Below are 24,979 nucleotides of genomic sequence, written 5' to 3' on the forward strand. Positions count from 1 at the left end.
AACTCACATGACAGGGTTGATCCTGATCGGCCTGGCGCGCTGCATCGCCATGGTGCTGGTCTGGAACCAGTTGGCGAAAGGCGACAGTCAGGATGTCGCGGGTTTGTTCGCGTTCAATTCGATTTTCCAGATCCTGTTCTTCTCGACCTATGCCTGGTTCTTCCTCACTATTCTGCCGCCGCTGTTCGGGCTGGAGGGCAGCATCGTCGATGTGGGCTTTCGGACGATCACGGAGCGGTTCTGATCTACCTGGGCATTCCTTTTCTGGCTGGTTACCTGACCCGCCGAATTCTTGTCGGTCGCAAAGGCGAGGACTGGTACGAACGCAAATTCCTGCCTCGGATCAGTCCCATCACCCTTACCGCCTTGCTGTTCACGATCGTCGCGATGTTTAGCCTCAAAGGCGGTGATCTCGTCCGGTTGCCGTTCGACGCCATCATGATCGCCACTCCCTTGGCCATCTATTTCGTGGTCCAGTTCGTCGTTAGTTTCGCAATGGGCAAGCTCATCGAAGCCGACTACCCACGTACGACCGCGATCGCTTTCACCGCCGCAGGCAACAATGTCGAACTCGCCATCGCAGTCGCGATCGCCGCCTTCGGGCTCGCCTCACCCGTCGCATTCGCGGCTGTCATCGGTCCGCTGGTGGAGGTTCCCGTGCTCATCTTGCTCGTACATGTCTCGCTGCGGTTGGGCAGGAGGTGGTTCGCGACCACGGCACCAGCGCAAGCCAGCTAGAAATTCACCCTGGCAGCAGTCTCGCCCCTGCCAGCGACCACCACGCCTCCTGTTGTTGTCCGGGTCACTGAGGCCGCGCTCCTTCGATGGAAACGATCGAAACAGACCATTTTACAATACGGCCTCGATCAGGAACGGCCCCGGCTGCGCGGCAGCCGAGACGATCATGCGATACAGTTCCTGCGCGTCGTCCACCCGCACACCAGGAACGCCCATGCCATGGGCCAGTGAAACAAAGTCGAGGTTCGGTCGGGTGAGGTCGAGCATGTTCAGGGCGTCGGGGCCGGGGTTCGTGCCGACCTTGTAGAGTTCCTGCTTCAGGATCTCGTAGCTTCTGTTGGCGAAGATGACAGTGGTTATGTTCAGGCTCTCGCGTGCCTGCGTCCACAACCCCTGTATCGTGTACATCGCCGAGCCATCGGCCTGCAGAGCAATGACAGACCGGTCGGGACTTGCGATGGCCGCGCCGATCGCGAGCGGCACACCTATTCCGATTGCCCCGCCGGTCAGCGACAACCAGCTCATCGGTGCCGAACCTGTCGTTGCCGGGTAGATATCGCGTCCGCATGTGATGCCTTCATCGACGACGATCGCGTTTTCCGGCATCGCCGCGGCGATTGCGGCAGCAAGGGAGGCGTAAGTAAGCTGCCCGATTGCCGGTGCAATGGGTGGCGGCGCATCGATCACTTGCGCGCGGCGTGCGCCGAGTGCATCGGCCATGGCTTCGATGGCAAGGACGCCGTTCTGGTCGAAATCCGCCAATTGCACGATTTCGCAATCGGGCGGGAGAATAAGGCTCGGCCGTCCCGGATAGGCAAAGAAAGCGACCGGTGGACGCGTCTCGATGAGGACGGCCTTGCGAAAGGGCTTCAGGCTCTCGAGTGCCATGTCGATCGGGTAGGGAATGCGCGGAATATGGACCTGCCCCGCGCCTCGCTCTGTTCTGCGGCTCGACGTGGGAGCCATCAGCGCCGCGCCGGTCTGGTCGGCGACGCCTTTCAAAAGCGCCATGCTGTTGCAATCTTCCAGGACAGACCCGCCGCAGATCACGACGCAATCCTTGTCCAGCATCCCGATAGCGCAGGCAAGGGCTTCGTCATCGACGTTTCGTGCGGGCTGCGCCGGTATCGGATCGGCTATGACGCCTCCTTCATCCCAGCCTATATCGGCAGGAGCGATGAGCGTTGCGATGCGCCCGGGCTTGCCCGATGCGGCAGCCAGCCCTTCCGCCGCGTCGTGTGCAATCGTCTCGGCACTTGTCGCGGTTCGAACCCAATCTGAAAAGGGGGCGGCCGTCGTCGCCACATCGGCGGACAGCGGAGCATCGTATTGAAGATGACGCACGGAGTGATCGCCGACGAGATTGAGCATCGGCGAGCGCGCCTTCTTGGCGTTGTGCATATTGGCCCCGGCATTCGCGAGTCCCGGAGCCAGGTGCAGCAAGGTGATGGCCGGCTTGCCGGCCATGCGGGAATAGCCATCGGCCGCGCCGGTCACGACGCCTTCGAAAAGGCCCAAAACGCATCGCATCAGCCGGGTGCGGTCGAGCGCGTCGACGAACTGCATTTCCGACGTGCCGGGATTGGCAAAGCACACGTCGACGCCAGCGCCGTGCAACGTCCGAAGAAGACTCTCAGCCCCATTCATTCTGGTGTTCATTAGGCTGTATCTCTCGACTTCTGCCGGGCGGCTTGCAACATTTCGAGGCGCCTGATGAGTGTCTGGTTCAAATGGTGCTTGTCGACCGCGCCAGTCATGTGGGCGTCCTGAGATTCGGCAAGGTGGCAGGCGACCGTCGACGTTCCCGCCTGTCTCAGGACAGGTCGTTCCACCTTGCATCGCTCGACCGCGATCGGGCAGCGCGGATGGAAGGAACAGCCGGATGGCGGAGCCATCGCGCTTGGCGCATCACCTTCGACGGCTATTCGCTCTCGCTTCACATTCGGATCGGGCCGTGGAGCCGCCGCGATCAAGGAGCGCGTGTAGGGGTGCCTTGGTGACGCGAAGAGGTCCTTGGCGGCGGCTTCCTCGACAATTCTGCCCAGATACATGACGGCGACACGGTTTGCGATGTGCCGGACCACGGCCAAGTCGTGGCTGATGAAGACATAGGCAATGCCCAGTTCGCGCTGAATATCCTGAAGCAGATTCACGATCTGCGCCTGCACGGACACATCGAGCGCCGAAACCGGTTCATCGCAGACAATCAGACGCGGGCGCGTGGCGAGCGCGCGCGCGATGCCGACGCGCTGGCGCTGGCCGCCCGAAAATTCATGCGGGTAGCGTTCGGCATGGAATTTCGAAAGACCACACAGCCTGAGCACTTCCGCCACCTTTGCATCGAGATTGGCAGGCGTCGCCACTCCATGCAAAAGCAGCGGCTCGCTCAAAGCCTCACGGACGGTCATACGCGGATTGAGCGAGCCGTACGGGTCCTGGAAAATGATCTGCATGCGCCTGCGGGCCTGCCGCAACGCGTTTCGCGAGAGGTTCGTGACATCCGCTCCGTCGAGCATCACCTGACCTGACGTGGGCTCGATCAGGCGCAGCAGCGCACGGCCGGTCGTCGATTTCCCGCAACCGGATTCACCCACGACGGCAAGCGTTTCTCCGGGAGCTACCTTGAACGAGACATCCGTGACGGCTTCGACATTGCCGACGACACGCCGCAAGACACCACGCCGAATCGGAAAATGCTTGGTCAGGTTCCGCACATCGAGGACGGGAGTAGCAAGATCTGTCATTTCAGAACTTTCTCGATGGGCGCTTTCCAGCAGGCGACCGCATGGGCTTTGGAAATCTCGTGCAATGGCGGCGGCTCGCTGCGGCATTTCTCGTCGGCAAGCGGACAGCGGGACGCAAAACGGCAACCTGGAAGCTGTGTCCACGGGGCCGGGACCGAGCCCTCGATCGTCGCGAGCCGATCGGCTTCGACATCGATGCGCGGCACGGCCGCCATCAGCCCGATCGTGTAGGGGTGCTGCGGATCGGCGAAAAGGTCGGCAGTGCGTGCCTGCTCGACGACGCCGCCCGCATACATGACGACGACATCGTCGCAGGTTTCTGCCACGACGCCGAGATCGTGCGTGATCAGGAGGATGGCCGTTCCGGTGCGTTCCTGAAGATCGCGCATCAGGTCGAGAATCTGTGCCTGGATCGTCACATCGAGTGCCGTCGTCGGCTCGTCCGCGATGAGAAGGTCGGGATCGTTGGCCAATGCCAGCGCAATCATCACGCGCTGGCGCTGGCCGCCGGAAAGCTGATGCGGATAGTCGTCCACACGTTTCGAAGGGGACGGCAGGCGCACCAGATCGAGAAGTTCGATCGCACGGGCGCGGGCTTTTTGTGCCGAGAGATTCGAGTGGATGCGCAGGCTTTCGACGATCTGTTCGCCGCAGGTGTAGACCGGATTGAGCGAGGTCATCGGTTCCTGAAAAATCATGCCGATGCGGCCGCCCCGCAGCTTGCGCATCTGGCGATCGGGCGTGGAGAGAAGGTCGCTCCCATCGAACATGATGCGGCCGCCGGCATAAAGACCGGGCGGCTGCGGAACGAGGCGCATGATCGCCAGTGACGTCACGCTCTTGCCGCAACCCGATTCACCGACCACACCCAGCGTTCGGCCCCGCTCGACGGAAAAATTGATCCCGTCGACGGCACGATAGAGATGCGGCCCGACCTTGAACTGGACCCGAAGGTCCTCCACGGACAGAAGCGAGCCGGTCATCTGGTCGACAGGCCGTAAGCGAAGGGCGACGCCTGATCGTGCGTCCGGCCGGCGAAATCGAGCGACTTGAACTGCTCCTCCGCGCGGCGTTGCGCGGCCTCCAGCCGATCCTGCGCATCTTCGAGGTCGAATGCCAGAGCCTTGCCTTCGGCGACCACATGACGCCCGTCGACGAAAACGTCGCGAATGGCGCGCTCGCCCGCAACATAGATCAGTGACCGCAACGGCTCGCGAACGGGTCGCATCGCAGGATGGCGCAGGTCAGCCAGGAACAAATCCGCCTTCAGGCCGGGCGCAAGGCGGCCGATATCGTCACGTCCAAGTATCTTGGCGCCACCGACCGTTGCCGCATCGAAAATGTGATGGGTGCGAAGATCGTAGGGATCACCCGAAATCACCCGCGAATTGATCAGCGCGTGGCGCATTTCCTCGATCATGTTGTGGGGGTAGGTATCCGTGCCGATGCCGATGGGAATGCCGGAGCGGATGTAACGGCCGACCGTGCGCATCGTGATGCCGCGCCGCTGAAAGACCGTCGGGCAATGCGCAACCGCGACGCCGCTTTCGCGCAGCCGGTCGAAATCGCGCGCCTGCGGCCAGTGTACCCACGGATGATCGTTGAGGAAAATTCCATGGCCGATAATCGATCCCGGCGCGAGCACGCCGAGATCGTCGAGCCATTCGACCGGCGTTTTGCCGTGACGGCGGGTAATCTCGTGAAACTCCACGATCGACTGTGCGGCGTGGATCTGGAAGGGAATGTCGCGCTCGCGAGCGACGGCAACGCTGTCGCGGATCAGTTCGGGCGTGCATGTATCGATCTGCGAAGGCGCAATCATACCGGAAAGGCGGCCCGAAGGATGCTTATCGGCCGCATCGATCGTCGCGAGCGCTTCGTCCATCGCCTTCTTGCCGGCCGCATCGTCCCATTCATATTCGACGACGTGCCCGTTCTTCGTATACCAGCGCGCCGACCGATACATGGGCGTTGCAACGGCGCGCAAACCCGAACGCCCAAGAAGGTCGAGCCATCCGTCATAGGCGACCGACATGTCGACAAGGGTCGTGACACCGGACTGCAAAAGCTCTGACAGGGCTACTTCGGTGCAGGCCTGCATGCCCTCCAGATCGGGCCGGAAGAGAGGCATGAATTCGTAGAGCGAGCTCATGTAAAGTCGGGGACTGCCGAGTTCGTCGAGAATGCCCTTGTTCATCGGCTCGGAGAGCGGATGGGAATGGATGTTGACGAAACCGGGGCTGACGAGGCGGTCTCGCCCGTCGATTTCATTTGTGGCCTCGCCCTCGAAACGGCTGCCGACCTGCAGGATGCGATCTCCAGCGAACGCGACATCGCCGTCCTGCATATAGATGTGTTTCGAATTGTCTTCGTCCCAGCCAATGATCCAGGATGCATTTCGGATAACGGTCGTCGCGGTTGTCATGTCTCACCACTTTGTTGATGTGTGACGGAGCGGACCGAATATGTTCAGCCCGCTCCGGGCCGTCATTCGCTGCGGAACCGGATGTCCAGCCCCTTGTAGAGACCTGAGCCGTAATTGTTGTGCGGCACGACCGGCTCAAGGTCGGTGGTCTGGGCGATGTACATCGGCTCGTGATAGAGCGGCAGCCACACGGCCGCGTCATGCACCTTGTGCAGGACCTTGCTGTAAGCCTGCGAGCGATCCTCGTCATTGAGGGCGGTCTTGCCGGTCTGGAGCCATTCATCCGTTTCGGCATCGTCCCAGTTCATGCGGTTCGGCGAGGGCATGTTCTCGGAGCGGAAATACAGATTGAGCGCATCGCCGGCCGACACGTAAGGATAGCTCATCCCGAACATGTCGAATTCCTGCGTGCCCATCTTGCCCCATGCGACCGTCGCATCGAACGCCTGGATCTGCAGGTCGACACCCACTTCGAGGAGGTCCGCCTGCACGGCTTCCGAAATCTTCTGCCAGGTGGAGCCGGCGAAAACATAGGCCAGCGGAGCGAGGCGCTGTCCGTCCTTTGCGCGGACGCCGTCACCGCCGCGCACCCAGCCGGCTTCGTCCAGAAGCTGGTTGGCCCGTTCGGGGTCGTAGCCCAGAAGTTCGCTGTCAAGCGAAGGGTCCCAGTCGAGCGTCGCCTGACTGATATACCCAAGTGCAGGTTCGACCTCTCCGAAGAACAGATCCTGAGCGATGGCCTCCTGATCGACCGCCAGATTGATCGCCTGGCGCACGGCCTCGTCCGAAACGGTCGGCTTGTCCACCTTGAAGCCCATGAAATAGGTCCAGAAGGCGTCGTCGCCCCGGTAGACTTCGAGATCGGGCGTCGATCTCAACTGCTCGAGCGCGATCGCGGGAACGTATTGCGTGATCTGGGTCTGGCCCGTGATGAGCGCGACCGTGCGCGTGTTTTCTTCCGGCACGATCTGCCACACCACGCGATCGAGATGGGCCGGCCCCTGATTTTCGTAGAATGACGGCCCCCAGACATAGGCGTCGTGCTTGTTCATGATCATCCGGTCGCGGGGTGTCCATCCCTCCCAGCAGAAAGGACCGGTGCCATTGAAGCCGTTGATGCCGAAATCCGCGCCAAGTGCTTCGACATTGTCCTGATCGATGACGGTCGCGAAGCTTTGCGTGAGCTGGTACAGCAACTCGGAAAACGGCTCGGACAGGCGATACTCGACGGTGCGGTCGTCGATCGCCACGATGTCCTCGACGTCGCCGGCGCGCCAGGCGACCGGTGAACTCGTTTCCGGATCGATCCAGCGTTTGAACGAGTAGACGACGTCATCGGCCGTCATGGCCTTGCCGTCGCAGAACTGAACGCCCTCTTTCAGATGAAAGGTGTAGACCAATCCATCGTCGGAAACCTCCCAGGATTCGGCGAGGCCGTCGGACAAGGTCTGCATGTCCGGTTCGAGAGCGACCAGCGTGTCGCCCACCATGAACAACACTTCGGCGGCGGCGCGTGCGGTCGATTTATGAGGGTCGTAATTGTTGCTGTCGACCTCGCGCACGATGTTGATTTCCGCTGCGGCGGAAATCGCCGGCAGGCCGGCAAGGGCCGCGCCGAACAATGCGCTCGTGTAAAGCAGTCTTGTGCGTTTCATCTTGTTTCCCCTTTTATTTTTCCGGTCAGTTGCGAATGCGTGGATCGAGTACGTCGCGCAGCGCATCGCCGGTGATGTTGGCGGCCAGCACGATGATGAAGATCATGACGGATGGGATGACAGCGATGTGTGGCGCGAACAGCAGGTAGTCGCGGCCCTGAGCCGCCATCATGCCGAGTTCGGCCGTCGGCGGCGACGCGCCGAGGCCGAGGAAGCTCAGCGCCGCGCCGATCAGGATCACCTGACCGAAGCGCAGGCTGATGAAGATCATGATCGACGAGATGCAGTTGCGCAAAAGGTATCGGCGGAACAATTGTCCGTCTGACAGGCCGACCGCGCGGCCCGCTTCGATGAACTCCTGCTCCATGACGCCCACGGCAATCGAGCGGGCGATGCGCGCGCAGTCCGGTACGGTGGAAATCGCCAGCGCGATGATGACAGGAACCGCTCCGGCCCCGAAAACCGCGACGAGAGCGAGGCCCAGAAGAATTGCCGGAAAGGACAGAAGCATGTCCATCAGCCGCATCATGTAGGGATCGATCGACTTGTAGAACGCGGAGAGCAGACCGAGCAGAGAGCCAAGGACGCCGCCAAGGCCCACGGCGACGACGCCGATGATCAAGGTGAGGCGGGTCCCGTAAAGAATGCGGCTGAAGATATCGCGGCCCTGACCGTCCGTGCCCAGTATGTGTTCCCAGCTTCCCCGTTCGGCCCAGACGGGCGGTACCATTACGGAGCGGCTGCTCGTGAAGGGATTGTGGGGCGCAATCAGCGGCGCGAATACGGAGCCTGCAACAATGATCAAAAGGACGATGAGCGCTATGGCCGCGGCGCGATCCGCCAGAAGCGCCTTCCACCATACCAGCCTGCGCGGTGCATCTTCCTCGATGGGCTGGATGGCCGTGGCTGCGGTTTCGATGGTGCTCATCTCTTCTGCGTCCTTGGATCGAGAAGCGCGTAAAGCACGTCTACGAGCATGTTGATGAGGATGAAGGCGAGCGCGAGCACGAGGATCGTGCCCTGTGCCAGCGGAAAGTCCGAAGACAGGATCGCACCCACTGCCAGACGGCCGATGCCCGGATAGGAGAAGATGGTTTCGGTGACGACCGCACCGCCGAGCAGGTATCCGGCCTGCAGGCCGACCAGCGTCACGACCGGGATGAGCGCATTGCGCAATCCATGCCGCATGACGACACGAAATTCGCCCAGCCCCTTAGCGCGGGCCGTGCGCACATGATCGAGCTTCAGAACTTCCAGCACGCTCGATCGCGTCATGCGTGCCACGGGGCCGATGAAGATAAGGCCGAGGGAGAGCGCGGGCAACGCGATGTGCCGCAGACCTTCGACCGTCCATAGCGGGCCACCGCGCCCGATGAAGGGAAGCAGACGCCACTGCACGCCGACATATTGAATGAGGATCAGGCAGATGAAAAAGATCGGCAGCGAAACGCCGGCGACGGAAAAGGCCATCACCCCGCGATCGACCAGCGAGCCGCGCCAGACGGCGGCGAGCGTTCCCATGGCGATGCCGAGCGGGATCGACCAGATGAGACAGGCGAACATCAATTCCATCGTCGGTCCGATGGCCGCGATCAATTCGCTGAGGACCGTCTTGTTGGAAATGAGGGACCGGCCGAGATCGCCTTGCAGAACGCGGCCGAGATAGCCGAAGAACTGGGTGAAGAACGGATCGTCCAGCCCCATGCGCTGGCGAATCTGCTCGATCACCTCCGGCGGCGCGGAAGGGCCTGCAAGAACGCGTGCCGGATCGCCCGGCGCGACCTGAACGAGTACGAAGCCGAGCAACAGCACGCCGAACAGGACCGGTATCGACAGCAGCAGACGGTTGGCGATGGTTTCGATCATCCCGCCGTCCGCTCATAGACGACCTTGCCGCCGAGGATCGTGAGGTCGCAGACCGCATCGAGTATGGCGTCTGCGTCGATCTCGAAAAGGTCACGGTCGAAGACGGCGATGTCGCCCAGTTGCCCCTTTATCAATTGCCCCTTGTTTTTCTCGTCGCGCGCTGCGTAGGCCGAGCACCATGTGTAGGCATGCAAGGCTTCTTCCATCGATAGCGCATGCTCGCCGCCGATCAGCGTTCCCTGCCGCGTCTTGCGCGTAACCATGTTGTAGATGACCGGCAAGGGAGCGATTTCCGTAACCGGACAATCGGTGGAAGCCGATGGATTGAGCCCGGCATCGATCCATTTGCGCATCGGATGGGAGGCCGCCACGCGCTCTTCCTCGAGAATGGAAAGGTAAAGATCGCCGAAATAATAGAGGAAGGAGGGCTGCGGCGCGGGCAGGACATGCATCTGCCGCATGCGGTGCATCTGGTCGTCGCGCAGCCAGCCGCAATGCTCAATGCGATGTCGTCTCTGCGGATCGGGCGTGTCGGCGAGTGCGGCCTCATAGGCGTCGAGAACCTGATCGATGGCCGCGTCGCCAATGGCGTGGATCGCCATCTGGTAGCCGGCGCGGTGGGCGTCGAGCACCATTCCGGCGAGTTCCTCGTCGTCCGGGATGCACAAGATGCCCTTGTCGTGCTCGTCGCCGCCCTTGTAGGGCTTTGTCATGGCGGCGGTGCGTCCACCGGCGCTGCCGTCGGTGAAGATTTTCACCGGGCCGATGCGAAACATATCGTCACCGGTTCCCGTCACCAGCCCGGCGTCGCGCGCTTTGGCAAGGATGGAGCGCGTCTTGTCACCCATCAGGCATGCATAGGTGCGCACGGGCAAACGTCCGTTCGCATGCGCCTTTAGGTAGGCTTCCATCTCGGCCCAGCCGTCGCGAATGCCGACCGCGGCCTCCATGCACGACGTGATGCCGTAGCTCAGAAGATCCATGCCGCCGCGCTCGATGGAGGCAACGAGCGCGTCCACCGACGCTCGGGGCATGATTTTCATGACGGGCTCCCGGCCGGTTTCCGCCAAAAGGCCGGTCAGCCTGCCATTCTGGCGTTCGATAAGCCCACCCTCCGGCGAGGGCGTGTCTTCATCGATGCCAGCCAGTTCGAGCGCGCGCGAGTTGGCAATGGCCAGATGCCCGTCCGTGCGCACGATATAAACCGGATGATCCGGGCATGCCTGATCGAGTTCTTCGCGATAGGGATGACGTTTCACGTCGAGCTGGAAATGATCGTAACCGCGCCCGATGACCCAGCCGCCTTTCGGCGTTTCGGCAGCGCGCGCCCTGAGCGTGGATAAAAGCGCGGCAAGCGTCGGCGCAGCGCCGGGGCGCAGATCGACCTCGGCCATCGCAGTGCCATATGGCAAAAGATGCATGTGCGCGTCGTTCAGTCCGGGAACGGCAAGCCGACCGGCCAGATCGATCACCTTGTCCGCTCGCGCTGCCAGAGGCGTGATCTCGTCGTTCGTTCCGATGGCTTCGACCCGGCCGTCGCGAATGGCGATCGCCTCGGCAAAGCCAAGCCCGAGACCTTTCCAGATGCGCCCGTTCGAGAGCACGCAATCGATCCGATCAAGCTCGCCTTCGGCATTTGTCGAGTGTGACTGATCGGACGTCATCGGGGCATCTCCTTGGCATTTGTCGGTCGATTAACCCAAGGAAATGTCCCACCGTCAATTTTACCCGTAATAAATCGGGTGGATGTGGAAGGGGGTTGATGATCTATTTTATGTCATTGATTTTAATGACGTAATTCTGGTTTTGATTAATTTATCAGCGTACTGTGCCGAGCGATTGATCTATTAATTATCTGATATGTCTATACTCATAACTTCAGAAATGGGGCGACGTGGGTGCGTTGCGAATTCGGCGGATCAGTAAGTCGACCAAAAGACCGGTCAGCTTGTTGGTCGGCGTGTTGCGGCGCGTTACGGTTATCGCGGGAATGGTGGTGCTGGGAGCAAAACGCCGGGCAACAATATTGAGACTGGGCGACATCAGAATCGAGTAGGGATCGACCACGGCTACGGCCAGGCCCGCATTCACCATCGAGCATGCCGTCTGGCTGTACCGTGTTTCGATCTGCGGTGCGTAGACGACGTTCGCCGTTTCGAATGCGTTCGCAACCAATCTGCCTATGTTCGAGCCGAGGCCGATCAGAGGGTGTTGAGCCAGGTCTGCCGGCGTCAACAACGCGCGTCCGGAAAGCGGATGATCACGGGGCACCGCCGCCACAAGTTCGGCAATGCCGAGTTGTTTGGTGACCAAACCCTCGTGAACATCCGAGCCGAGATAGAAGCCTATGTCGACCACGCCGTCTTCCACAGCCTGAAGGACCTGCGAACGGCGCTGGACGACGAAGTGGACCTTCAGCTTTTGCCGCCCCTGCAGCAATTCACGCAGGCAGTGAGGCAAGAGGGTGTGGCCGAGCGGCGGGGTCGCGGCCACCCGGATGCGTCCAGACCGATTGTGCTTGAGTTCGCGAACTTCCGAGGCGAGCCGTCGCAGCATGCTAAAAATGGGCTGGCTTTCGACATAGAGAAGACGGGCTTCTTCCGTCGGGCGCAACTGGCGGCCGGCTCGCTCGAAAAGAGGCAGCCCGATCTGCTTTTCCAGTAAACGGATACCGTTCGATACGGCAGGCTGGGACACGCCCAGATATTCGGCCGCGTCGGTCGTCGTTCCCTGATCCATGACCGCGCCGAAAACCTCGAGAAGTTTGAGGCTGAGGTCGTTGCGGCGGTCAATCTGCATATGAGGTTCTCGTTATGGGTCGACGGCCGGGTGCCATCCAGGTTCAACGAATCTTTGCAAGGCCGTCCTCACATTGGCGACATATGCGTTGACGAGGCGCGACCGTGGAACGCCGCGCCTGAACAGGAGGCCGACAGGGACGATGCAGTCCGGGCGAAAGGGACGCATGACCTGTCCGGGCGGAAGCGTCGACGCAGTAAACGGATCGACGATCGCTATGCTGGAGACGGCGTGCGCCAATACGGCGGCAGTCGAGCAATAACGGACTTCGACGCGCGGCGAATAGGCGACATGCTCGCGGTGGAAGACGAAGCGTATGGCGCTGCCGAGCTGGGATGCCGCGTCGATTCCGATCAGGTCGCAATCGGCCAGATCCTGGACCATGATCATCGGGCGCTCCGCGAGCGCATGGCTTTCCGGCAGGACGCAGACCATGTTCACATGCGCGATGACGTCGACATTGAGGGCCGAATGGCTCTCATATCCAAGACCGAGCCCCAGATCGACGGACCCGTTCTGCACTGCCTCGACCACTTCGTTCAGCAGGCGCACGTCATAGGAAACGGTTACTTCCGGGCGCGTTTCGAGCAGGGCGCCCAGCGCTTCGGCGGCAACGGAATGCCCCAGCGGGGGCGTGGAGAGAATACGCAGGCGCCCCGACAGGCCAAGCCGCATCGAGCGAGCGCGCAACTCGAAACCCCGCATGATGGAAAAGACCGGCTGGATTTCCTCGAAAAGCTGAAACGCTTCTTCGGTTGGTTTGAGACGACGATGCAGCCGCTCGAAAAGATTCACGCCAAGCTTTGCCTCAAGCTGGCGGATGCCGTTTGAAACGGCCGGTTGGGACATGCCCAATTGTTCGGCGGCTTCCTGCGTCGTCGCTCCGCTCATGAGCGAGCTGAAGATGGACAGCAGACGAAATGAAATCTGTGGTTCGTCCGGTTCCTTCACCCATCCCCCGTCAAGATCGTTCCCAGAGCGAGCGCTACGGCAGCTTGTGTCGGATCGATGATAGGGATGCCGAGCCTCTCCGCAAGTCTCGATCTATGCCCCGACATGCCGGCGCAGCCCAGAACGACGGCGCCCGCGCCCTTTTCGACGAGTTCACACCCTGCACGTTCGAGAAGTGCAAAGCTGCGCTCCCCAACGCCGCTCTCGGCAACGCTGACCGCCTCTGCAAGGGCGACTTCACCCGCCAGACGCTGGTCGACGCCGAGCCGGCGAAGATGCCTCAAATGGCGCGGGATCGAACCGGGCGCCACCGCGATGACACCGAACAGGTCCGCCCGCGCAAGTGCGGTGAATACGCCGGCATCCTGTATGCCGATAATGGGAACCGACGTCAGCGACCGGGCAAGATCGACGCCCGGCTGCGAGTAACAGGCGCTGATGATCGCGCCTGCATCCTTTCGTTCCGCCGCATATGTGCCGAAGCGCAAGGAAGCTTCCTGAACATGCTGTTCCGTAAAAATTCCGGGAGGCCCGTCGCTGAACGTCACGCATTCGATGGCGGGGCCACCAGCGAACCGGAAGTTTTCCACGGCGCGTGACAAAGCTTCTGTGACGGCCTCATCGCTGTTCGGATTGACGATGAGAATGGGAGGATAGCCACTCATGGGCGGATATCCGTGCCATAGGCGCTGGCAGCGTCGAATTCGGGGGCGCGATGGCCCCGCATGGGGCCGCTGCCGGATGGTGCGCGGGCGACGAAACGTCCCTGTCCGCGTCTGGCGTGCAGTTCGCCGTCGTGCACGACCAGCGCGCCTCGGCTCATCACCGTAACCGGGGCACCGGTCAGCTCCATTCCGTCGAAAGGCGTATAATCCATGGCATCGTGCTGGTCCTCGTGTCGAACGATACGACGCAATTCCGGGTCCCAGATCGCGATGTCGGCGTCATGACCGGGCATCAGCGATCCCTTCGATGTCAGGCCGAAAATGCGCGCCGCGTTGCTGCTCGACTGGGCGACGAACTGTTGCAATGTGATGCGGCCGGTCAGAACGCCCTCGGAAAAGAGATAAGGAAGTCGGGCGGCTATACCCGGCATGCCATTGGCGATCTTCGGGTAAGGAGCATCGATGCCGTTCAGGAATTTGCCGGTCTCATCGAAACGGTAGGGCGCGTGGTCGGACGACACGCTGTCGAAGGTTCCCCCCGAAACATGCTTCCATAGTGCCTCTTGTGTTTGCCGATCGCGCAGAGGCGGAGAGCAGATGAACTTGGCCCCTTCCATGCCTGGCCGATCGAGATCCGAGCGCGTGAACGCAAGATATTGAGGGCATGTTTCGGCAAAGATCCGGGTGCCCGCCTCCTTCTCCCGCGCGACGATCGCCGCGCCGCCGCGTGTGGAGACATGGACCACGAAAAGTGGCGCGTCGACCAGCTTGGCGAGGCTGATGGCTCTGTGGATCGCCTCTTCTTCCGCAAGTTCCGGGCGGCTGATCGCATGATATTTCGGTGCGGTCGCGCCGGCGGCCGACAGTCGCGCATTCATCCATTTGACCATGTCGTTGTTTTCGGCATGAACCATGGTCAAAGCGCCATGCGCCTTTGCAACGGTCAGAATGTCGAGAAGACCGGCATCGCCCACATTCATCAGGTCGTAGGTCATGAAAACCTTGAACGACGTGATGCCTTTGGCGAAGGCGCGCGGCAGTTCGTCCGCCAGAACGCTGGGCGTCGGGTCCGAAACGATCAGGTGATAGGAATAGTCGATGACCGAGTTCGGCGCGGCGCGCCCGTCATAGGTCTCGATCACGGACGCTATCGTCTGCCCGCGATGCTGCGCGGCAAACGGCACGAAGCACGAATTGCCGCCGAACGCCGCCGAAACCGAGCCCGTATAGTAGTCGTCCGCGCTCATCACGCCGGACGAACTCTCCTGCGCGATATGGCAATGGGCCTCGATGCCGCCGGGCATGACCAGTCTGCCCGTTGCATCGATGCGCCGTTCTGCGCCCTCGATCCGCTCGGCAATGCAAGCAATCTTCCCATCGGATATCGCGATGTCGCCTTTGAAGGTTTCGCCGGCCGTGACCAAAGTGCCACCATGGATGACCGTGTCGAATTGATGTGTCATGCGATCCTCCCGTTCAGACTTCCACGACCGCACCGGCCTGTGACGTGATCCTTCCATAGTGCTCGATGCGCCTGTGCCGGGCAAAGTCGAAGATCGTCGATTTGCCGAAATCGCATATTTCGAAATCGCAGGCGGCGTGGATCAATTCATCGTCTTCCGTCTCAGCCTTGGCGACGATGAAACCGTTCGGGTCGACGATGATCGAGCCGCCCATCAGCGGATGCCCGTCCTCCATCCCCGCCTTGGCGATAGCGGCCACGAAGGTTGCGTTCTGATAGGCGCCTGCCTGAACCGACAATTCGGAATGGAAAAGGCGCTGCTCAAGCCCCTCTGCGCTCATCTGGCTGTTCACCGATGGCGTGTTGTAGCCGAGCGTGACGAGCTCGACGCCCTGAAGTCCCATGCAGCGATAGGTTTCCGGCCAGCGGCGATCGTTGCAGATCGCCATGCCCATCACCACGCCTTCATTGCGCCAGACGGGAAAGCCGAGATCGCCGGGTTGGAAATAGCGCTTCTCCAGATGCTGGAAAGCGCGCTCGGTGTCGAATTCGTCATGGCCAGGCAGGTGGATCTTGCGGTATTTTCCAACGATTTCGCCCTTGCGATTGGTCAAGATCGACGTGTTGAAATGCTGGCCGTCGGGCGTCAGTTCTGCATAGCCGAAGGTGATCGCGATGCCGAGTTCGCGGGCCGTTTCAAACAGCGGCGCCGTTTGCGGACCGGGCATCTCGCGCTCGAACCAGGTGTCGACTTCCCGCTGATTTTCCATGTACCAGCGCGGGAAGAAGGTGGTTAGCGCGAGTTCCGGGTAGACGAGCAGTTCCACACCCTTCGATGCAGCCTGTCGCATCAGGTCGATCATGCGGGAAACGGCCACTTCGCGACCATCGGCCTTTTGCAAAGGACCCATTTGAGCGCCGCCGACGACGAGCTTGACCATATTTTCCTCCTGATAGTCGGATGTTCTAGATTGCGAGCGGTCGCTGGTATCGGCTCACGAGCCGGACGAGCGGCCAAAGAAGCGCGAGATAGATCAGCGCCGCCGCCACGAGGGGCGTGGCGTTGTAGGTGATCGAGCGTGCCATGTTGGCCGTGTAGAGAAGCTCGGCCAGCGACACGACCGAGGCCAGCGATGTCAGCTTGACCACCTCGATGGTGTTCGAGAGAAGATCAGGCAGCACGTTGCGGATGGCCTGCGGCAGGATGACATGGATGAGGGTCTGCGTCTCGCTCAGGCCGCTGGCGCGTGCTGCTTCCCGCTGGCCGTTCGGCACCGATTGCAGACCGGCGCGATAGACCTCGCCGTAATAGGAAGAGTTGTTGAGCAGGAACGCCACGACCACCGCAGCGAACGGCGTCAGGTTCAGTCCAGCGAAGGGCAGGCCGGAATAGACGAATACGAGCAGCACCAGCGGCGGCAGCGCGCGGAAGATGTCGACATAGATGATGGCCGGATATTTCAGCCAGCGACGCTGGCTGATGCTGGCGAGCGCTACGAACAGGCCGCCGACCAGACCCAGGCCGACGACGGCGACACATAACTGGGCGGTGATCCAGAGGCCGCGCATGAGCAGCGGCATCGCCTCCATGAGGATGTCGATGTTGAAGAACTGCTGTAGGAACGCATCCATCGCTCGACCCCTCAGATTTTCCAGGCGAAACGGCGTTCGGCCAGCCGGGCCAGAAGCGCGACCGGCAGGAATATGGCGAGATAGGCGAGCGCAGCCATGGTGAGCGGCGTGGCGCTGCCGGACAGGCTTTGAGCGGCACTCGCCGCGCCCAATATTTCCTGCACGCCGACAACCGAGCCAAGCGCGGTCATCTTGGAAATCGCCAGAATGCGGTTCATCAGCGGCGGAATCGCAAGCCGGATCGCCTGCGGCAGTACGATGCTGGAAAGTGTGACGGGAAAGCCCAGTCCGGTCGCTATTCCGGCTTCCCACTGGCCTTTGCCGACCGATGTGAAGCCTGCCCAGAAGACCTCCTCGGCGAAGGCGGCCAATGTCAGCGCCAGCACGATGAAGACGACCATCGGACCCGAAAGACGGATACCGATGCCCGGAAGTCCGAAATAGACGAGCAGGATGATGACCAGCGGCGGCAGCGCACGGCCGATATCCGCGAAAGCGATAATGAAGAAATTGATTGGCCGGATGCCGAACGTGCGAAGCATGGCCAGCGCCAGACCGAGCAGCGTGCCTGCGAGCGTCACGGCCACGGCCAGAATGATGGTGATCTTCATGCCTTCCAGCACCGCCGGGGTGTAGGTGGCGATGGTTATCGGGTTGAAGAAGGTTGCGAGAAAGCGGTCCATGGCTCAGCCGACCGGCTTCGACAGCCGACTGAGGAACGCCTGCGTGCGCTCCATCTGAGGGGCACCGAAAATCGCTTCGGGCGGGCCTTCCTCGACGATCATTCCGCCATCCATGAAGACGACCCGGTCGGCGGCCTCGCGGGCAAAGCTCATTTCGTGTGTCACGACGAGCATCGTCATGCCACGGGTCTTCAAGTTCCGCATTACGGACAATACGGAGCCGACCGTTTCAGGGTCGAGCGCCGATGTCGGTTCGTCGAACAGCATCAGCGTCGGGTCCAGTGCAAGTGCGCGGGCGATTGCGACGCGCTGCTGCTGGCCACCCGAAAGCTGTGCTGGATACGATTTCGCCCTGTCGGCAAGGCCGACAAGCCCGAGCATGTCGAGCGCCTTCGCTTCGGCTTCCTTCCGGGTCCGGCCGAGTGCCTTGCGCTGGGCAAGCGTCACATTGGCGAGCACGTCCAGATGCGGATAGAGATTGAAGCTTTGGAAAACCATTCCGGTATGCGCGCGCAACGTCTTCAGGTCGCGCGCAGTACCACTATAGATATTGCGCCCCTCGATCAGGATGTCGCCACCCGACAGCTCTTCCAGCCGATTGCAACACCGCAGCAGCGTACTTTTGCCCGATCCCGAAGGTCCGATAAGGCAGACCAGTTCACCAGGCATCACGGACAAGCTGATATCCCGCAGGATGGTCAGATGACCGAAGCGTTTTGAAAGCGACACGATTTGGAGTGAGGGACGCATTTGTCTGTCGACGGTCAGGAGGCCAACCCTTCGCACGATGCCTCGTGGTCGTCCTCAACGTAGCCGGGAAAGCCTGGAACGCCATAGCCCGGCGTCGGGGTGACGATCGTCGTACCTTCCGCCGGCTCGACACCGAACCATGTGACCGACAGTTCGGCCATGGAACCGTCGATCTTCAGGCATTCGATCGCACGGTCTACGAGGTTGCGCATCTCCTCGCTGTCCTGCCGGAAGGACAGAGCCCAAACGAGCCCCGTATCGATTTCATAGGACAGGCTCAGGCCAGGTGTCTGCTTGGCAGCCCAGGCTGCAACCGTTGCCCCGGCAAGGTTGGCATCCGCTCGTCCTGCCAGTACCGCCGCGACGGCGTCCGTGTTCGTTCCATAGCCCTCGACGATCCAGCCATATTCACCGGCATGCTCGTTGAGATAGCTCTCATAGGCCGAGCCGCGATTGACGGAGATGGTCTTTCCGCGGAACGCTTCGAGATCGGCATAGTCCGGCGCATCATCCGGCACGACGAACGCGAAATTCGTGTCCATGAAGCCCTCGGTGAACAGCAGGTTGGCCGCGCGCTCCTCGTTGACGGTGACGGGCGCTGCCAGGAAATCGTACGTGCCCGCCTGCAAGGCGGGGATCAGCCCGGAAAACTGGGCGGCCGTCAGCTCGATGTCGCGACCGAGCCGCTCACCGATCAACGTCACCAGATCGACGTTGAAGCCTTCCACGCCCCCGCTCATCGTTGGCATGGCATGCGGGGCGAACGTGCCGTCCAGTGCCGCGCGCAGACTTTCCTGGGCGCTTGCAGGCACGGTCAGGGACAGTGCGGCTGTCAAAACGAGAGATGATGAAATGTACCGGTTCATGTTGCGTATCCCCACGATTGCTTAAAAGATAGCCATGTACAAAGTTTGGGCATTTAGGCACGGGCTGGCCGGAGCTGCAATATTCATTCTTGCGTTCCAAGTGAGTTGAATAATTAGAAAATCGTATAAGTCGCTCTTGCGGAGTTACTCCGGTGTCATAATCGACTGAAAACATATGACTTTTGCCCGCACCCTCCGCCCGGATCGATGCCGCACCGTCGCCAACGAGGATTTGTGAGCGCCTTGCGCCGCTCAAAGACCTTGACTAGCCCTGATTGGATCGGATCAGGCAGGAGCGGGCGATGCGTAGCGTCTATGTTAACGGAAAGTGGGTGCCCGAGCAGGAGGCCGAAATATCGGTTTTCGATCGTGGATTTCTGTTTGCCGATGCAGTTTACGAAGTCGCGGCCGTTATTGGCGGAAAGCTGATCGACTATCCCGGACATGCGACCCGTCTCGGCCGGTCGTTGCACGAACTGGGCATGGCGATGCCGGTCAGCGAGCATGAAATGCTGGACCTGCACCGCGAGGCCATCAGGCGAAACGAAGTCGTCGAAGGGCTTGTCTATCTTCAGGTCACGCGCGGTGCTGCGGATCGTGATTTCCTGATCGACCCGGCATCAAAGCCGGGGCTGGTGATGTTCACTCAAGAAAAGCAAGTGACCGCCAATCCCAAGGTCGAGATAGGCCTCAAGGTGAAATGCGTGCCCGATTTGCGATGGGCGCGGCGCGACATCAAGACGGTGCAGCTCCTCTATTCATCGCTGATGAAGACCGAAGCCGCTCGCGAAGGGCTCGACGATGTCCTCCTCGTTGAGGACGGTGTCGTCACCGAAGCGAGTTCGGCCAATCTTCACATCGTCGACGCCGACGGCACGATCGTGACACCGCCACTCTCGCGCGCGCTTCTGCCGGGCATTACGCGCGGCTCCGTTCTGTCCATCGCCCGCGACAATGCGATGCCGGTCAGGGAAGACACGGTGAGCACGGCGGCACTCGCATCGGCTCGCGAGGTATTCATCACCTCGGCGACCAGCTTCGTCATGCCGGTGGTAGAGATCGACGGACGCTCCGTCGGCGAGGGCGTGCCCGGGCCGATCACCCGCCGCATGCGCGAACTCTACATCGCCAAAAGCATGGCGACGGCGACCTGATCGTTTTGCCCGCGCATCTCTTGAGGAAGGAACCGCAATGACCACACACCTCATCAGCGAGGAAACGAAGGGCGTATATGTCATCTCGCCCACGCCTTTTGCCGACAATGGCGACGTCGATCACGACAGCGTCGACAACCTGGTCGATTTCTATCTGGAAAAGGGCATCGACGGTTTCACCATACTTGGGATCCTCGGCGAAGCGACCAAGCTGTCGCCAGAGGAATCCGCTCGCTTCATGCTGCGATATCTGGCGCGCATCGACGGTCGCAAGCCGGCGATCGTCGGCGCGAGCAATCCGGGAACCGACAATCTCGTCCGCTTCACTAACGACGCGATGGAGGCCGGCGCGGCGGGCGTGATGATCGCGCCGTTGCAAGGGCTGAAAACCGACGAGCAGGTTTACGCCTACTGGGAGCGGGTTCTGTCGCGCATACCGGATGTTCCGGTCTGTTATCAGGACTATCCGCAGACCACGGGTGTCTCGACCTCGGTGAGCGTGCTCCATCGGCTGATCGATGATTTTCCAAATCTCGTCATGCTCAAGCACGAGGAATCGCCGGGCCTGACCAAGATCACGAAGCTGCGCGAGCGCTCCGACAGCGGAAAAGGCCGCCGCATATCGATACTGGTCGGCAATGGCGGCCTGCACCTTCCGCAGGAACTGCGTCGTGGCGTGGACGGAGCGATGACGGGTTTTGCTTATCCTGAAATGCTCGTCGAGGTCTGCCGTCTCTTCTTCACCGGCGATGCGAATGCGGCCGAAGACGTATTCGACGCATATCTGCCGATCCTGCGTCATGAGCAACAGCTCGGATTCGGCTTTGCCGTTCGCAAGGAAATCCTGCGCCGACGCGGTGCGATCGCGACGGCACATGTTCGCCATCCGGGAGCGGCGCTTTCGCAGCGGGACATTCAGGAACTGGATGAGCTCAGCAGCAGGCTCGAACGCAAGCTGGCGGGACGGTGACCCATGGACTTTGGATTAACCGGCAAAAGAGCGCTCGTTCTGGGGGCGAGCCGAGGACTGGGCCACGCAGTCGCCGCAACGCTGAACGCGGAAGGTGCGCATGTAACGATCGCGGGGCGCAATCCGGTCGCTTTGGAGAAAGCGGCAGGTGCCATGGCGCATCCCGACAAGGTCTGCGTTTTACGGATTGAACTCGGCCAGCCGCAAAGCGTTGCCGACGCCATCGAGGAGCTTGGCGAGCGCGGTTCCACCGCCATCGACATTCTGGTGAACAATGGCGGCGGCCCACCACCGGGCTCCGTCCTCGACGTAGAGGCGGAACAATGGCTCCATCATTTTTCCGCGATGGTCGCGTCGACTTTCACGCTGACAAACCATCTGGTTCCGGCTATGCGCGCGCGCCGATGGGGCAGGATCGTGAACATCGTCTCGTCGGGCGTCGTGCAGCCGATCCCGAATCTGGGCATATCCAACGCTCTTCGGGCGTCCATTGTCGGCTACGCCAAGACACTGGCCGCCGAGGTTGCAGGTGACGGCGTCACGGTGAATTCGGTTCTGCCCGGCCGCATCGAGACGGATCGTCTGAAACAACTGGACGCGGCGGCCGCAGAACGCACGGGCCAGGATGCCGAGACGGTCATGAAAACGTCCCACGCGCAAATACCGGCAGGCCGATACGGTCGCCCGCAGGAATTCGCGAGCATGGTGGCGTTTCTTGCCAGCGACCTCGCCGGTTATGTGACCGGATCGTCCATACGCGTCGACGGCGGGATGATAAGGAGTGTTTGAACGCGAATATCTTGATCGGCGAACCGCCCCGGGTTTGCCGGAGGCTCCAACTTCCAAATGGGATGGAGCCGTGACGAGGAATTGGACGGGGATGATCCTCACATCTTGACGCGTGGCCAGCCATAGGCGCCGGCCTTGCTGGTAAGAAAACCGCCCGCGACGAGACTTTCGACGATCTTCAAACCTGCCAGGCAGCCATCGATCACCGGAACGCCGACATCCTCGGAAAGCCATTCGGTAAGGTCCGCCATCCCGGCACAACCGAGGATCACGGCATCGCTGCCGTCGCTTGCAACCGCGCGGCGGATCGCATCGCGCACGATCATCCTTGCGTCCGGGTCGTGTTCGAGGGCGAGGACCGCAATGTCGGCCGCATGGACGCGCCGGCATCGCCGCTCCATACCGTAGCGAAACGCCAAATCCTCGATGATCGGAACCGAACGCGGCAGCGTCGTCACCACCGAGAACCGCGTCGCAAGAATGCTCGCTGCCTGCATCGCCGCTTCGCAGATGCCGATGACAGGACCGCTCGCGATCTCGCGCGCCGCGCCGATGCCGGGATCGTCGAAGCAGGCGATCACCGTACCCTCGTTGCCGGCAGCCTCGGCCTCGCCGATGATCTCCAGCATCGCCGGGACGCTGGCCGCCTCGTCGTAATGGCCCTCGATACTGGCCGGCGTGTTTTCCGGATTGCGGAAGCTGACCTGCGTCCCCGGCGCGGCAAGCGGCGCGATCGAGCGTGCGATCTTGTCCGTCATCGCGGCTGTCGAGTTCGGATTGACGACGAGCAGCTTCATGCGGTCTCGGCTTCCAGGGTCGCGATCTTCTCGTCGGCGGTTCGTTCCGCATGAATGCAGCGCGCCGCGCGGCGTTCGCCTAGCGCAACGGCCGGCGGACGTTTTGCTGCGCAGGAAGCCACGGCGAACCGGCAGCGTGGCTCGAACGAGCATGCCTGCGGCGGCGTACTAAGCGAAGGCGGCGCGCCGGGGATCGTCGTCAGCTTTTCGCCCCGCGTGGCGCCGAGCACCGTCGAGGACAACAGCCCCTGTGCGTAAGGGTGGCGCGGATCGCGCACGAGTTGTGCCAGCGTTCCGGTCTCGGCCACCTCTCCGGCATACATGACGGCTACGCGGTCGCAGATCTCCACCGCGACGCCGAGGTCGTGGGTGACGAAGATGACCGACATGTCCATTTCGGCCTGCAATTCACGCAGCAGCAGGAGAATCTGGATCTGTACGGTGGCGTCGAGAGCGGTCGTCGGCTCGTCGGCCAACAGGATCTTCGGCTTGCAGGCAAGCGCCAGCGCGATCATGGCGCGTTGACGCATGCCGCCCGACATTTCGTGCGGATAAGCGTCGAGACGCCGCTTTGCCGAGGGGATTCGCACGCGTTCCAGCATTTCGAGGGCACGTTCCTTGCCCTCCTTCATGCTCTTGCCTTCGTGGCGCACGACGGATTCGGCGATCTGCTCGCCGATCGTATAGACCGGATCGAGCGCGAGCGCCGGCTCCTGGAAGATCATAGAAACGACCTTGCCCCGCATGTTCGAAAGCTGATCGTCTCTCATCGCCAGAACGTCCTGACCGGCAACCTCGATGCTGCCGCCGATCCGTGTGCGCTTCTTCGGCAGGAGCCGCATCAGGGCACGAAGCGTCACGCTCTTGCCGGACCCGGATTCGCCCAGAAGCCCCAGCACTTCGCCGGGCATGACGTCGAGGCTGACCCCGTTGACGGCATGGACGGCGCGCTCGCCATGGAACGATACGGTCAGGTCGCGGACGGAAACGATCGGCTTCATGACGCCTCCAACATCGTCCCGGCCTTCGAGTGGCCTGAGTTGGCGGCGTGCATGAGGCAGGCGACGGCATGGTTCGGTGCGGCATCCGCCAGCGAGGGCCGTGTCGATGCGCATACCGGCTCGGCATGGGGGCAGCGCGTGTGGAAGCGGCAGCCGGGCGGCGGGTCGATGGGATTGGGCGGGTCGCCCGCAAGCGGCGCCTGCGTTGTGCGCCTGTCCGGATCGAGCGTCGGCATGGAGGCCAGAAGCGCCGCCGTATAGGGATGGCGTGGATTGGTCCACATCTCGTCGACCGGCCCGATCTCGACCACCTCTCCCAGATACATGACGAGCACGCGATCCGAGACGTAACGCACGACGTTGAGGTCGTGGCTGATAAAGATGTAGGTCAGCCCGAAATCGCGCTTCAGGTCGATGAGCAGATTCAGGACCTGCGCCTCGACGGACTTGTCGAGCGCCGAGACCGCCTCGTCGAGAATGACGATGCGGGGCTTCAGCGCCAATGCACGGGCGATGTTCACGCGCTGGCGCTGGCCGCCGGACAATTCGTGCGGGTAGCGGTTGGCGAAGGTCTCGGGCTTGAGGCCGACACGTCCCAGAAGATCGCGCGCCAGTTCCCGCGCTTTCGCGTCCGGCACGCCATGCACCTTGGGGCCGAACGCGATGGAGTCCTCGATCGTCAGCCGCGGATTGAGCGAGGCGTAGGAGTCCTGAAAAACCATCTGCATGCGCCGCCGCAATTCGCGCAGCGACAGGTCCCGCCCGATCGGCGTGCCGTCATAGACGATCGATCCCGCATCCGGCGCGATGAGATGCATCAAGAGCCGTGCCGTCGTGGACTTGCCGCATCCCGATTCCCCGACGATGCCGAGCGTCTCGCCCTTCGCCACGCCGAAATCGACGCCGTCGACGGCGCGCACCACCTGTTTCTTGCCAAGCATGCCGCCGCTGACGGGAAAGTGCTTTTTCAAGCCCTTGATGTCGAGCAGCGCCTGGCGCGGACCGCCGCGATCTTCGATCTCTTCGAGCATC

General features: G+C 61.7%; 23 protein-coding genes and 1 pseudogene. 4 read left to right on the plus strand and 20 right to left on the minus strand.

The features are described 5' to 3' along the window. Window positions 1-4: 4 nt before the first annotated feature. Window positions 5-738, plus strand: a pseudogene (locus GTW25_RS18310) (arsenic resistance protein); the annotation flags it as partial. A 111-nt stretch (window positions 739-849) separates the two neighbouring features. Here GTW25_RS18310 and GTW25_RS18315 read toward each other — a convergent pair. From GTW25_RS18315 to GTW25_RS18395, 17 genes are all read right to left on the minus strand, one after another. Next, a complete protein-coding gene (locus GTW25_RS18315) occupies window positions 850-2,385 on the minus strand; it encodes an acetolactate synthase large subunit (RefSeq protein ID WP_252913734.1) in 1,536 nt (511 codons plus the stop codon). Window positions 2,386-2,396: 11 nt separating this feature from the next. Next, window positions 2,397-3,482 (minus strand): ABC transporter ATP-binding protein, encoded by a 1,086-nt coding sequence (locus GTW25_RS18320; protein ID WP_252913736.1) that lies wholly within the window; start codon window positions 3,480-3,482, stop codon window positions 2,397-2,399. Then, window positions 3,479-4,465, minus strand: a complete 987-nt coding sequence (locus tag GTW25_RS18325; RefSeq protein ID WP_252913737.1) for an ABC transporter ATP-binding protein — start codon at window positions 4,463-4,465, stop codon at window positions 3,479-3,481. The genes GTW25_RS18320 and GTW25_RS18325 overlap by 4 nt, the downstream gene beginning before the upstream one ends. Next, window positions 4,462-5,907, minus strand: coding sequence for an amidohydrolase family protein (locus GTW25_RS18330; protein ID WP_252913738.1), 1,446 nt, complete (start codon window positions 5,905-5,907; stop codon window positions 4,462-4,464). Before GTW25_RS18330 ends, GTW25_RS18325 begins: the two co-directional genes overlap by 4 nt. Window positions 5,908-5,969: 62 nt before the next feature. Beyond that, window positions 5,970-7,562: an ABC transporter substrate-binding protein gene (locus GTW25_RS18335; protein WP_252913739.1), complete on the minus strand. Its 1,593-nt coding sequence runs from the start codon at window positions 7,560-7,562 to the stop codon at window positions 5,970-5,972. Window positions 7,563-7,587: 25 nt separating this feature from the next. Next, entirely contained in the window at window positions 7,588-8,490 is a 903-nt protein-coding gene (locus GTW25_RS18340) for an ABC transporter permease (protein ID WP_252913740.1), read from the minus strand. After that, entirely contained in the window at window positions 8,487-9,428 is a 942-nt protein-coding gene (locus GTW25_RS18345) for an ABC transporter permease (protein ID WP_252913741.1), read from the minus strand. Before GTW25_RS18345 ends, GTW25_RS18340 begins: the two co-directional genes overlap by 4 nt. Further along, window positions 9,425-11,092 carry an amidohydrolase gene (locus GTW25_RS18350; protein ID WP_252913742.1) on the minus strand — a complete coding sequence of 556 codons (1,668 nt, stop codon included), beginning with the start codon at window positions 11,090-11,092 and terminating at the stop codon, window positions 9,425-9,427. The genes GTW25_RS18345 and GTW25_RS18350 overlap by 4 nt, the downstream gene beginning before the upstream one ends. A 214-nt stretch (window positions 11,093-11,306) precedes the next feature. Then, complete coding sequence (locus GTW25_RS18355; protein ID WP_290128118.1) at window positions 11,307-12,227, minus strand: LysR family transcriptional regulator; 921 nt, start codon at window positions 12,225-12,227, stop codon at window positions 11,307-11,309. A gap of 12 nt (window positions 12,228-12,239) precedes the next feature. Next, on the minus strand, window positions 12,240-13,178 hold the full coding sequence (locus tag GTW25_RS18360) for a LysR family transcriptional regulator (protein ID WP_308206272.1): 939 nt from the start codon (window positions 13,176-13,178) through the stop codon (window positions 12,240-12,242). Next, window positions 13,175-13,843 (minus strand): aspartate/glutamate racemase family protein, encoded by a 669-nt coding sequence (locus tag GTW25_RS18365; protein ID WP_252913745.1) that lies wholly within the window; start codon window positions 13,841-13,843, stop codon window positions 13,175-13,177. The genes GTW25_RS18360 and GTW25_RS18365 overlap by 4 nt, the downstream gene beginning before the upstream one ends. Next, window positions 13,840-15,306 (minus strand): dihydropyrimidinase, encoded by a 1,467-nt coding sequence (gene hydA / locus GTW25_RS18370; RefSeq protein WP_252913746.1) that lies wholly within the window; start codon window positions 15,304-15,306, stop codon window positions 13,840-13,842. Before hydA ends, GTW25_RS18365 begins: the two co-directional genes overlap by 4 nt. 13 nt (window positions 15,307-15,319) lie before the next feature. Then, on the minus strand, window positions 15,320-16,246 hold the full coding sequence (locus GTW25_RS18375) for an N-carbamoyl-D-amino-acid hydrolase (RefSeq protein WP_252913747.1): 927 nt from the start codon (window positions 16,244-16,246) through the stop codon (window positions 15,320-15,322). A gap of 25 nt (window positions 16,247-16,271) precedes the next feature. After that, complete coding sequence (locus GTW25_RS18380; RefSeq protein ID WP_252913748.1) at window positions 16,272-16,937, minus strand: amino acid ABC transporter permease; 666 nt, start codon at window positions 16,935-16,937, stop codon at window positions 16,272-16,274. Window positions 16,938-16,948: 11 nt separating this feature from the next. Further along, window positions 16,949-17,620, minus strand: coding sequence for an amino acid ABC transporter permease (locus GTW25_RS18385; RefSeq protein WP_252913749.1), 672 nt, complete (start codon window positions 17,618-17,620; stop codon window positions 16,949-16,951). Between the two features lie 3 nt (window positions 17,621-17,623). Beyond that, window positions 17,624-18,370 carry an amino acid ABC transporter ATP-binding protein gene (locus GTW25_RS18390; protein ID WP_252913750.1) on the minus strand — a complete coding sequence of 249 codons (747 nt, stop codon included), beginning with the start codon at window positions 18,368-18,370 and terminating at the stop codon, window positions 17,624-17,626. A gap of 14 nt (window positions 18,371-18,384) precedes the next feature. Further along, window positions 18,385-19,236, minus strand: coding sequence for a transporter substrate-binding domain-containing protein (locus GTW25_RS18395; protein WP_252913751.1), 852 nt, complete (start codon window positions 19,234-19,236; stop codon window positions 18,385-18,387). A gap of 302 nt (window positions 19,237-19,538) precedes the next feature. On the opposite strand from GTW25_RS18395, the gene GTW25_RS18400 reads away from it, so the two are divergent. From GTW25_RS18400 to GTW25_RS18410, 3 genes are read left to right on the plus strand one after another with little or no spacing between them, the layout of a single operon-like run. Next, window positions 19,539-20,390, plus strand: a complete 852-nt coding sequence (locus GTW25_RS18400; RefSeq protein ID WP_252913752.1) for a D-amino-acid transaminase — start codon at window positions 19,539-19,541, stop codon at window positions 20,388-20,390. Between the two features lie 37 nt (window positions 20,391-20,427). Further along, entirely contained in the window at window positions 20,428-21,360 is a 933-nt protein-coding gene (locus GTW25_RS18405) for a dihydrodipicolinate synthase family protein (RefSeq protein WP_252913753.1), read from the plus strand. 3 nt (window positions 21,361-21,363) lie between these two features. Beyond that, complete coding sequence (locus tag GTW25_RS18410) at window positions 21,364-22,149, plus strand: SDR family oxidoreductase (RefSeq protein WP_252913754.1); 786 nt, start codon at window positions 21,364-21,366, stop codon at window positions 22,147-22,149. A 98-nt stretch (window positions 22,150-22,247) separates the two neighbouring features. On the opposite strand, the gene GTW25_RS18415 is transcribed toward GTW25_RS18410, so the two are convergent. Genes GTW25_RS18415 through GTW25_RS18425 form a run of 3 tightly spaced genes read right to left on the minus strand, consistent with a single transcriptional unit; the run spans window position 22,248 to window position 24,978 of the window. Continuing rightward, the gene (locus GTW25_RS18415) at window positions 22,248-22,946 is read right to left on the minus strand and encodes an aspartate/glutamate racemase family protein (RefSeq protein ID WP_252913755.1); all 699 of its coding nucleotides are present in this window, start codon (window positions 22,944-22,946) and stop codon (window positions 22,248-22,250) included. After that, window positions 22,943-23,947 carry an ABC transporter ATP-binding protein gene (locus tag GTW25_RS18420; protein ID WP_252913756.1) on the minus strand — a complete coding sequence of 335 codons (1,005 nt, stop codon included), beginning with the start codon at window positions 23,945-23,947 and terminating at the stop codon, window positions 22,943-22,945. The genes GTW25_RS18415 and GTW25_RS18420 overlap by 4 nt, the downstream gene beginning before the upstream one ends. Then, the gene (locus GTW25_RS18425; protein WP_252913757.1) at window positions 23,944-24,978 is read right to left on the minus strand and encodes an ABC transporter ATP-binding protein; all 1,035 of its coding nucleotides are present in this window, start codon (window positions 24,976-24,978) and stop codon (window positions 23,944-23,946) included. The genes GTW25_RS18420 and GTW25_RS18425 overlap by 4 nt, the downstream gene beginning before the upstream one ends. Window position 24,979 lies beyond the last annotated feature (1 nt).

It is taken from the genome of Aliihoeflea aestuarii (genome assembly GCF_024105665.1).
Taxonomy (GTDB): domain Bacteria; phylum Pseudomonadota; class Alphaproteobacteria; order Rhizobiales; family Rhizobiaceae; genus Aliihoeflea; species Aliihoeflea aestuarii.

Bases quoted from the DNA above. Each gene is read 5' to 3' on its own strand.
- GTW25_RS18395 (WP_252913751.1), bottom strand. From the start codon at position 19,236: ATGAACCGGTACATTTCATCATCTCTCGTTTTGACAGCCGCACTGTCC.
- GTW25_RS18405 (WP_252913753.1), top strand. From the start codon at position 20,428: ATGACCACACACCTCATCAGCGAGGAAACGAAGGGCGTATATGTCATC.
- GTW25_RS18415 (WP_252913755.1), bottom strand. From the start codon at position 22,946: ATGAAGCTGCTCGTCGTCAATCCGAACTCGACAGCCGCGATGACGGAC.
- GTW25_RS18425 (WP_252913757.1), bottom strand. From the start codon at position 24,978: ATGCTCGAAGAGATCGAAGATCGCGGCGGTCCGCGCCAGGCGCTGCTC.
- GTW25_RS18365 (WP_252913745.1), bottom strand. From the start codon at position 13,843: ATGAGTGGCTATCCTCCCATTCTCATCGTCAATCCGAACAGCGATGAG.
- hydA (WP_252913746.1), bottom strand. From the start codon at position 15,306: ATGACACATCAATTCGACACGGTCATCCATGGTGGCACTTTGGTCACG.
- GTW25_RS18355 (WP_290128118.1), bottom strand. From the start codon at position 12,227: ATGCAGATTGACCGCCGCAACGACCTCAGCCTCAAACTTCTCGAGGTT.
- GTW25_RS18390 (WP_252913750.1), bottom strand. From the start codon at position 18,370: ATGCGTCCCTCACTCCAAATCGTGTCGCTTTCAAAACGCTTCGGTCAT.
- GTW25_RS18330 (WP_252913738.1), bottom strand. From the start codon at position 5,907: ATGACAACCGCGACGACCGTTATCCGAAATGCATCCTGGATCATTGGC.
- GTW25_RS18375 (WP_252913747.1), bottom strand. From the start codon at position 16,246: ATGGTCAAGCTCGTCGTCGGCGGCGCTCAAATGGGTCCTTTGCAAAAG.
- GTW25_RS18420 (WP_252913756.1), bottom strand. From the start codon at position 23,947: ATGAAGCCGATCGTTTCCGTCCGCGACCTGACCGTATCGTTCCATGGC.
- GTW25_RS18400 (WP_252913752.1), top strand. From the start codon at position 19,539: ATGCGTAGCGTCTATGTTAACGGAAAGTGGGTGCCCGAGCAGGAGGCC.
- GTW25_RS18340 (WP_252913740.1), bottom strand. From the start codon at position 8,490: ATGAGCACCATCGAAACCGCAGCCACGGCCATCCAGCCCATCGAGGAA.
- GTW25_RS18350 (WP_252913742.1), bottom strand. From the start codon at position 11,092: ATGACGTCCGATCAGTCACACTCGACAAATGCCGAAGGCGAGCTTGAT.
- GTW25_RS18385 (WP_252913749.1), bottom strand. From the start codon at position 17,620: ATGGACCGCTTTCTCGCAACCTTCTTCAACCCGATAACCATCGCCACC.
- GTW25_RS18410 (WP_252913754.1), top strand. From the start codon at position 21,364: ATGGACTTTGGATTAACCGGCAAAAGAGCGCTCGTTCTGGGGGCGAGC.
- GTW25_RS18325 (WP_252913737.1), bottom strand. From the start codon at position 4,465: ATGACCGGCTCGCTTCTGTCCGTGGAGGACCTTCGGGTCCAGTTCAAG.
- GTW25_RS18335 (WP_252913739.1), bottom strand. From the start codon at position 7,562: ATGAAACGCACAAGACTGCTTTACACGAGCGCATTGTTCGGCGCGGCC.
- GTW25_RS18315 (WP_252913734.1), bottom strand. From the start codon at position 2,385: ATGAATGGGGCTGAGAGTCTTCTTCGGACGTTGCACGGCGCTGGCGTC.
- GTW25_RS18345 (WP_252913741.1), bottom strand. From the start codon at position 9,428: ATGATCGAAACCATCGCCAACCGTCTGCTGCTGTCGATACCGGTCCTG.
- GTW25_RS18380 (WP_252913748.1), bottom strand. From the start codon at position 16,937: ATGGATGCGTTCCTACAGCAGTTCTTCAACATCGACATCCTCATGGAG.
- GTW25_RS18320 (WP_252913736.1), bottom strand. From the start codon at position 3,482: ATGACAGATCTTGCTACTCCCGTCCTCGATGTGCGGAACCTGACCAAG.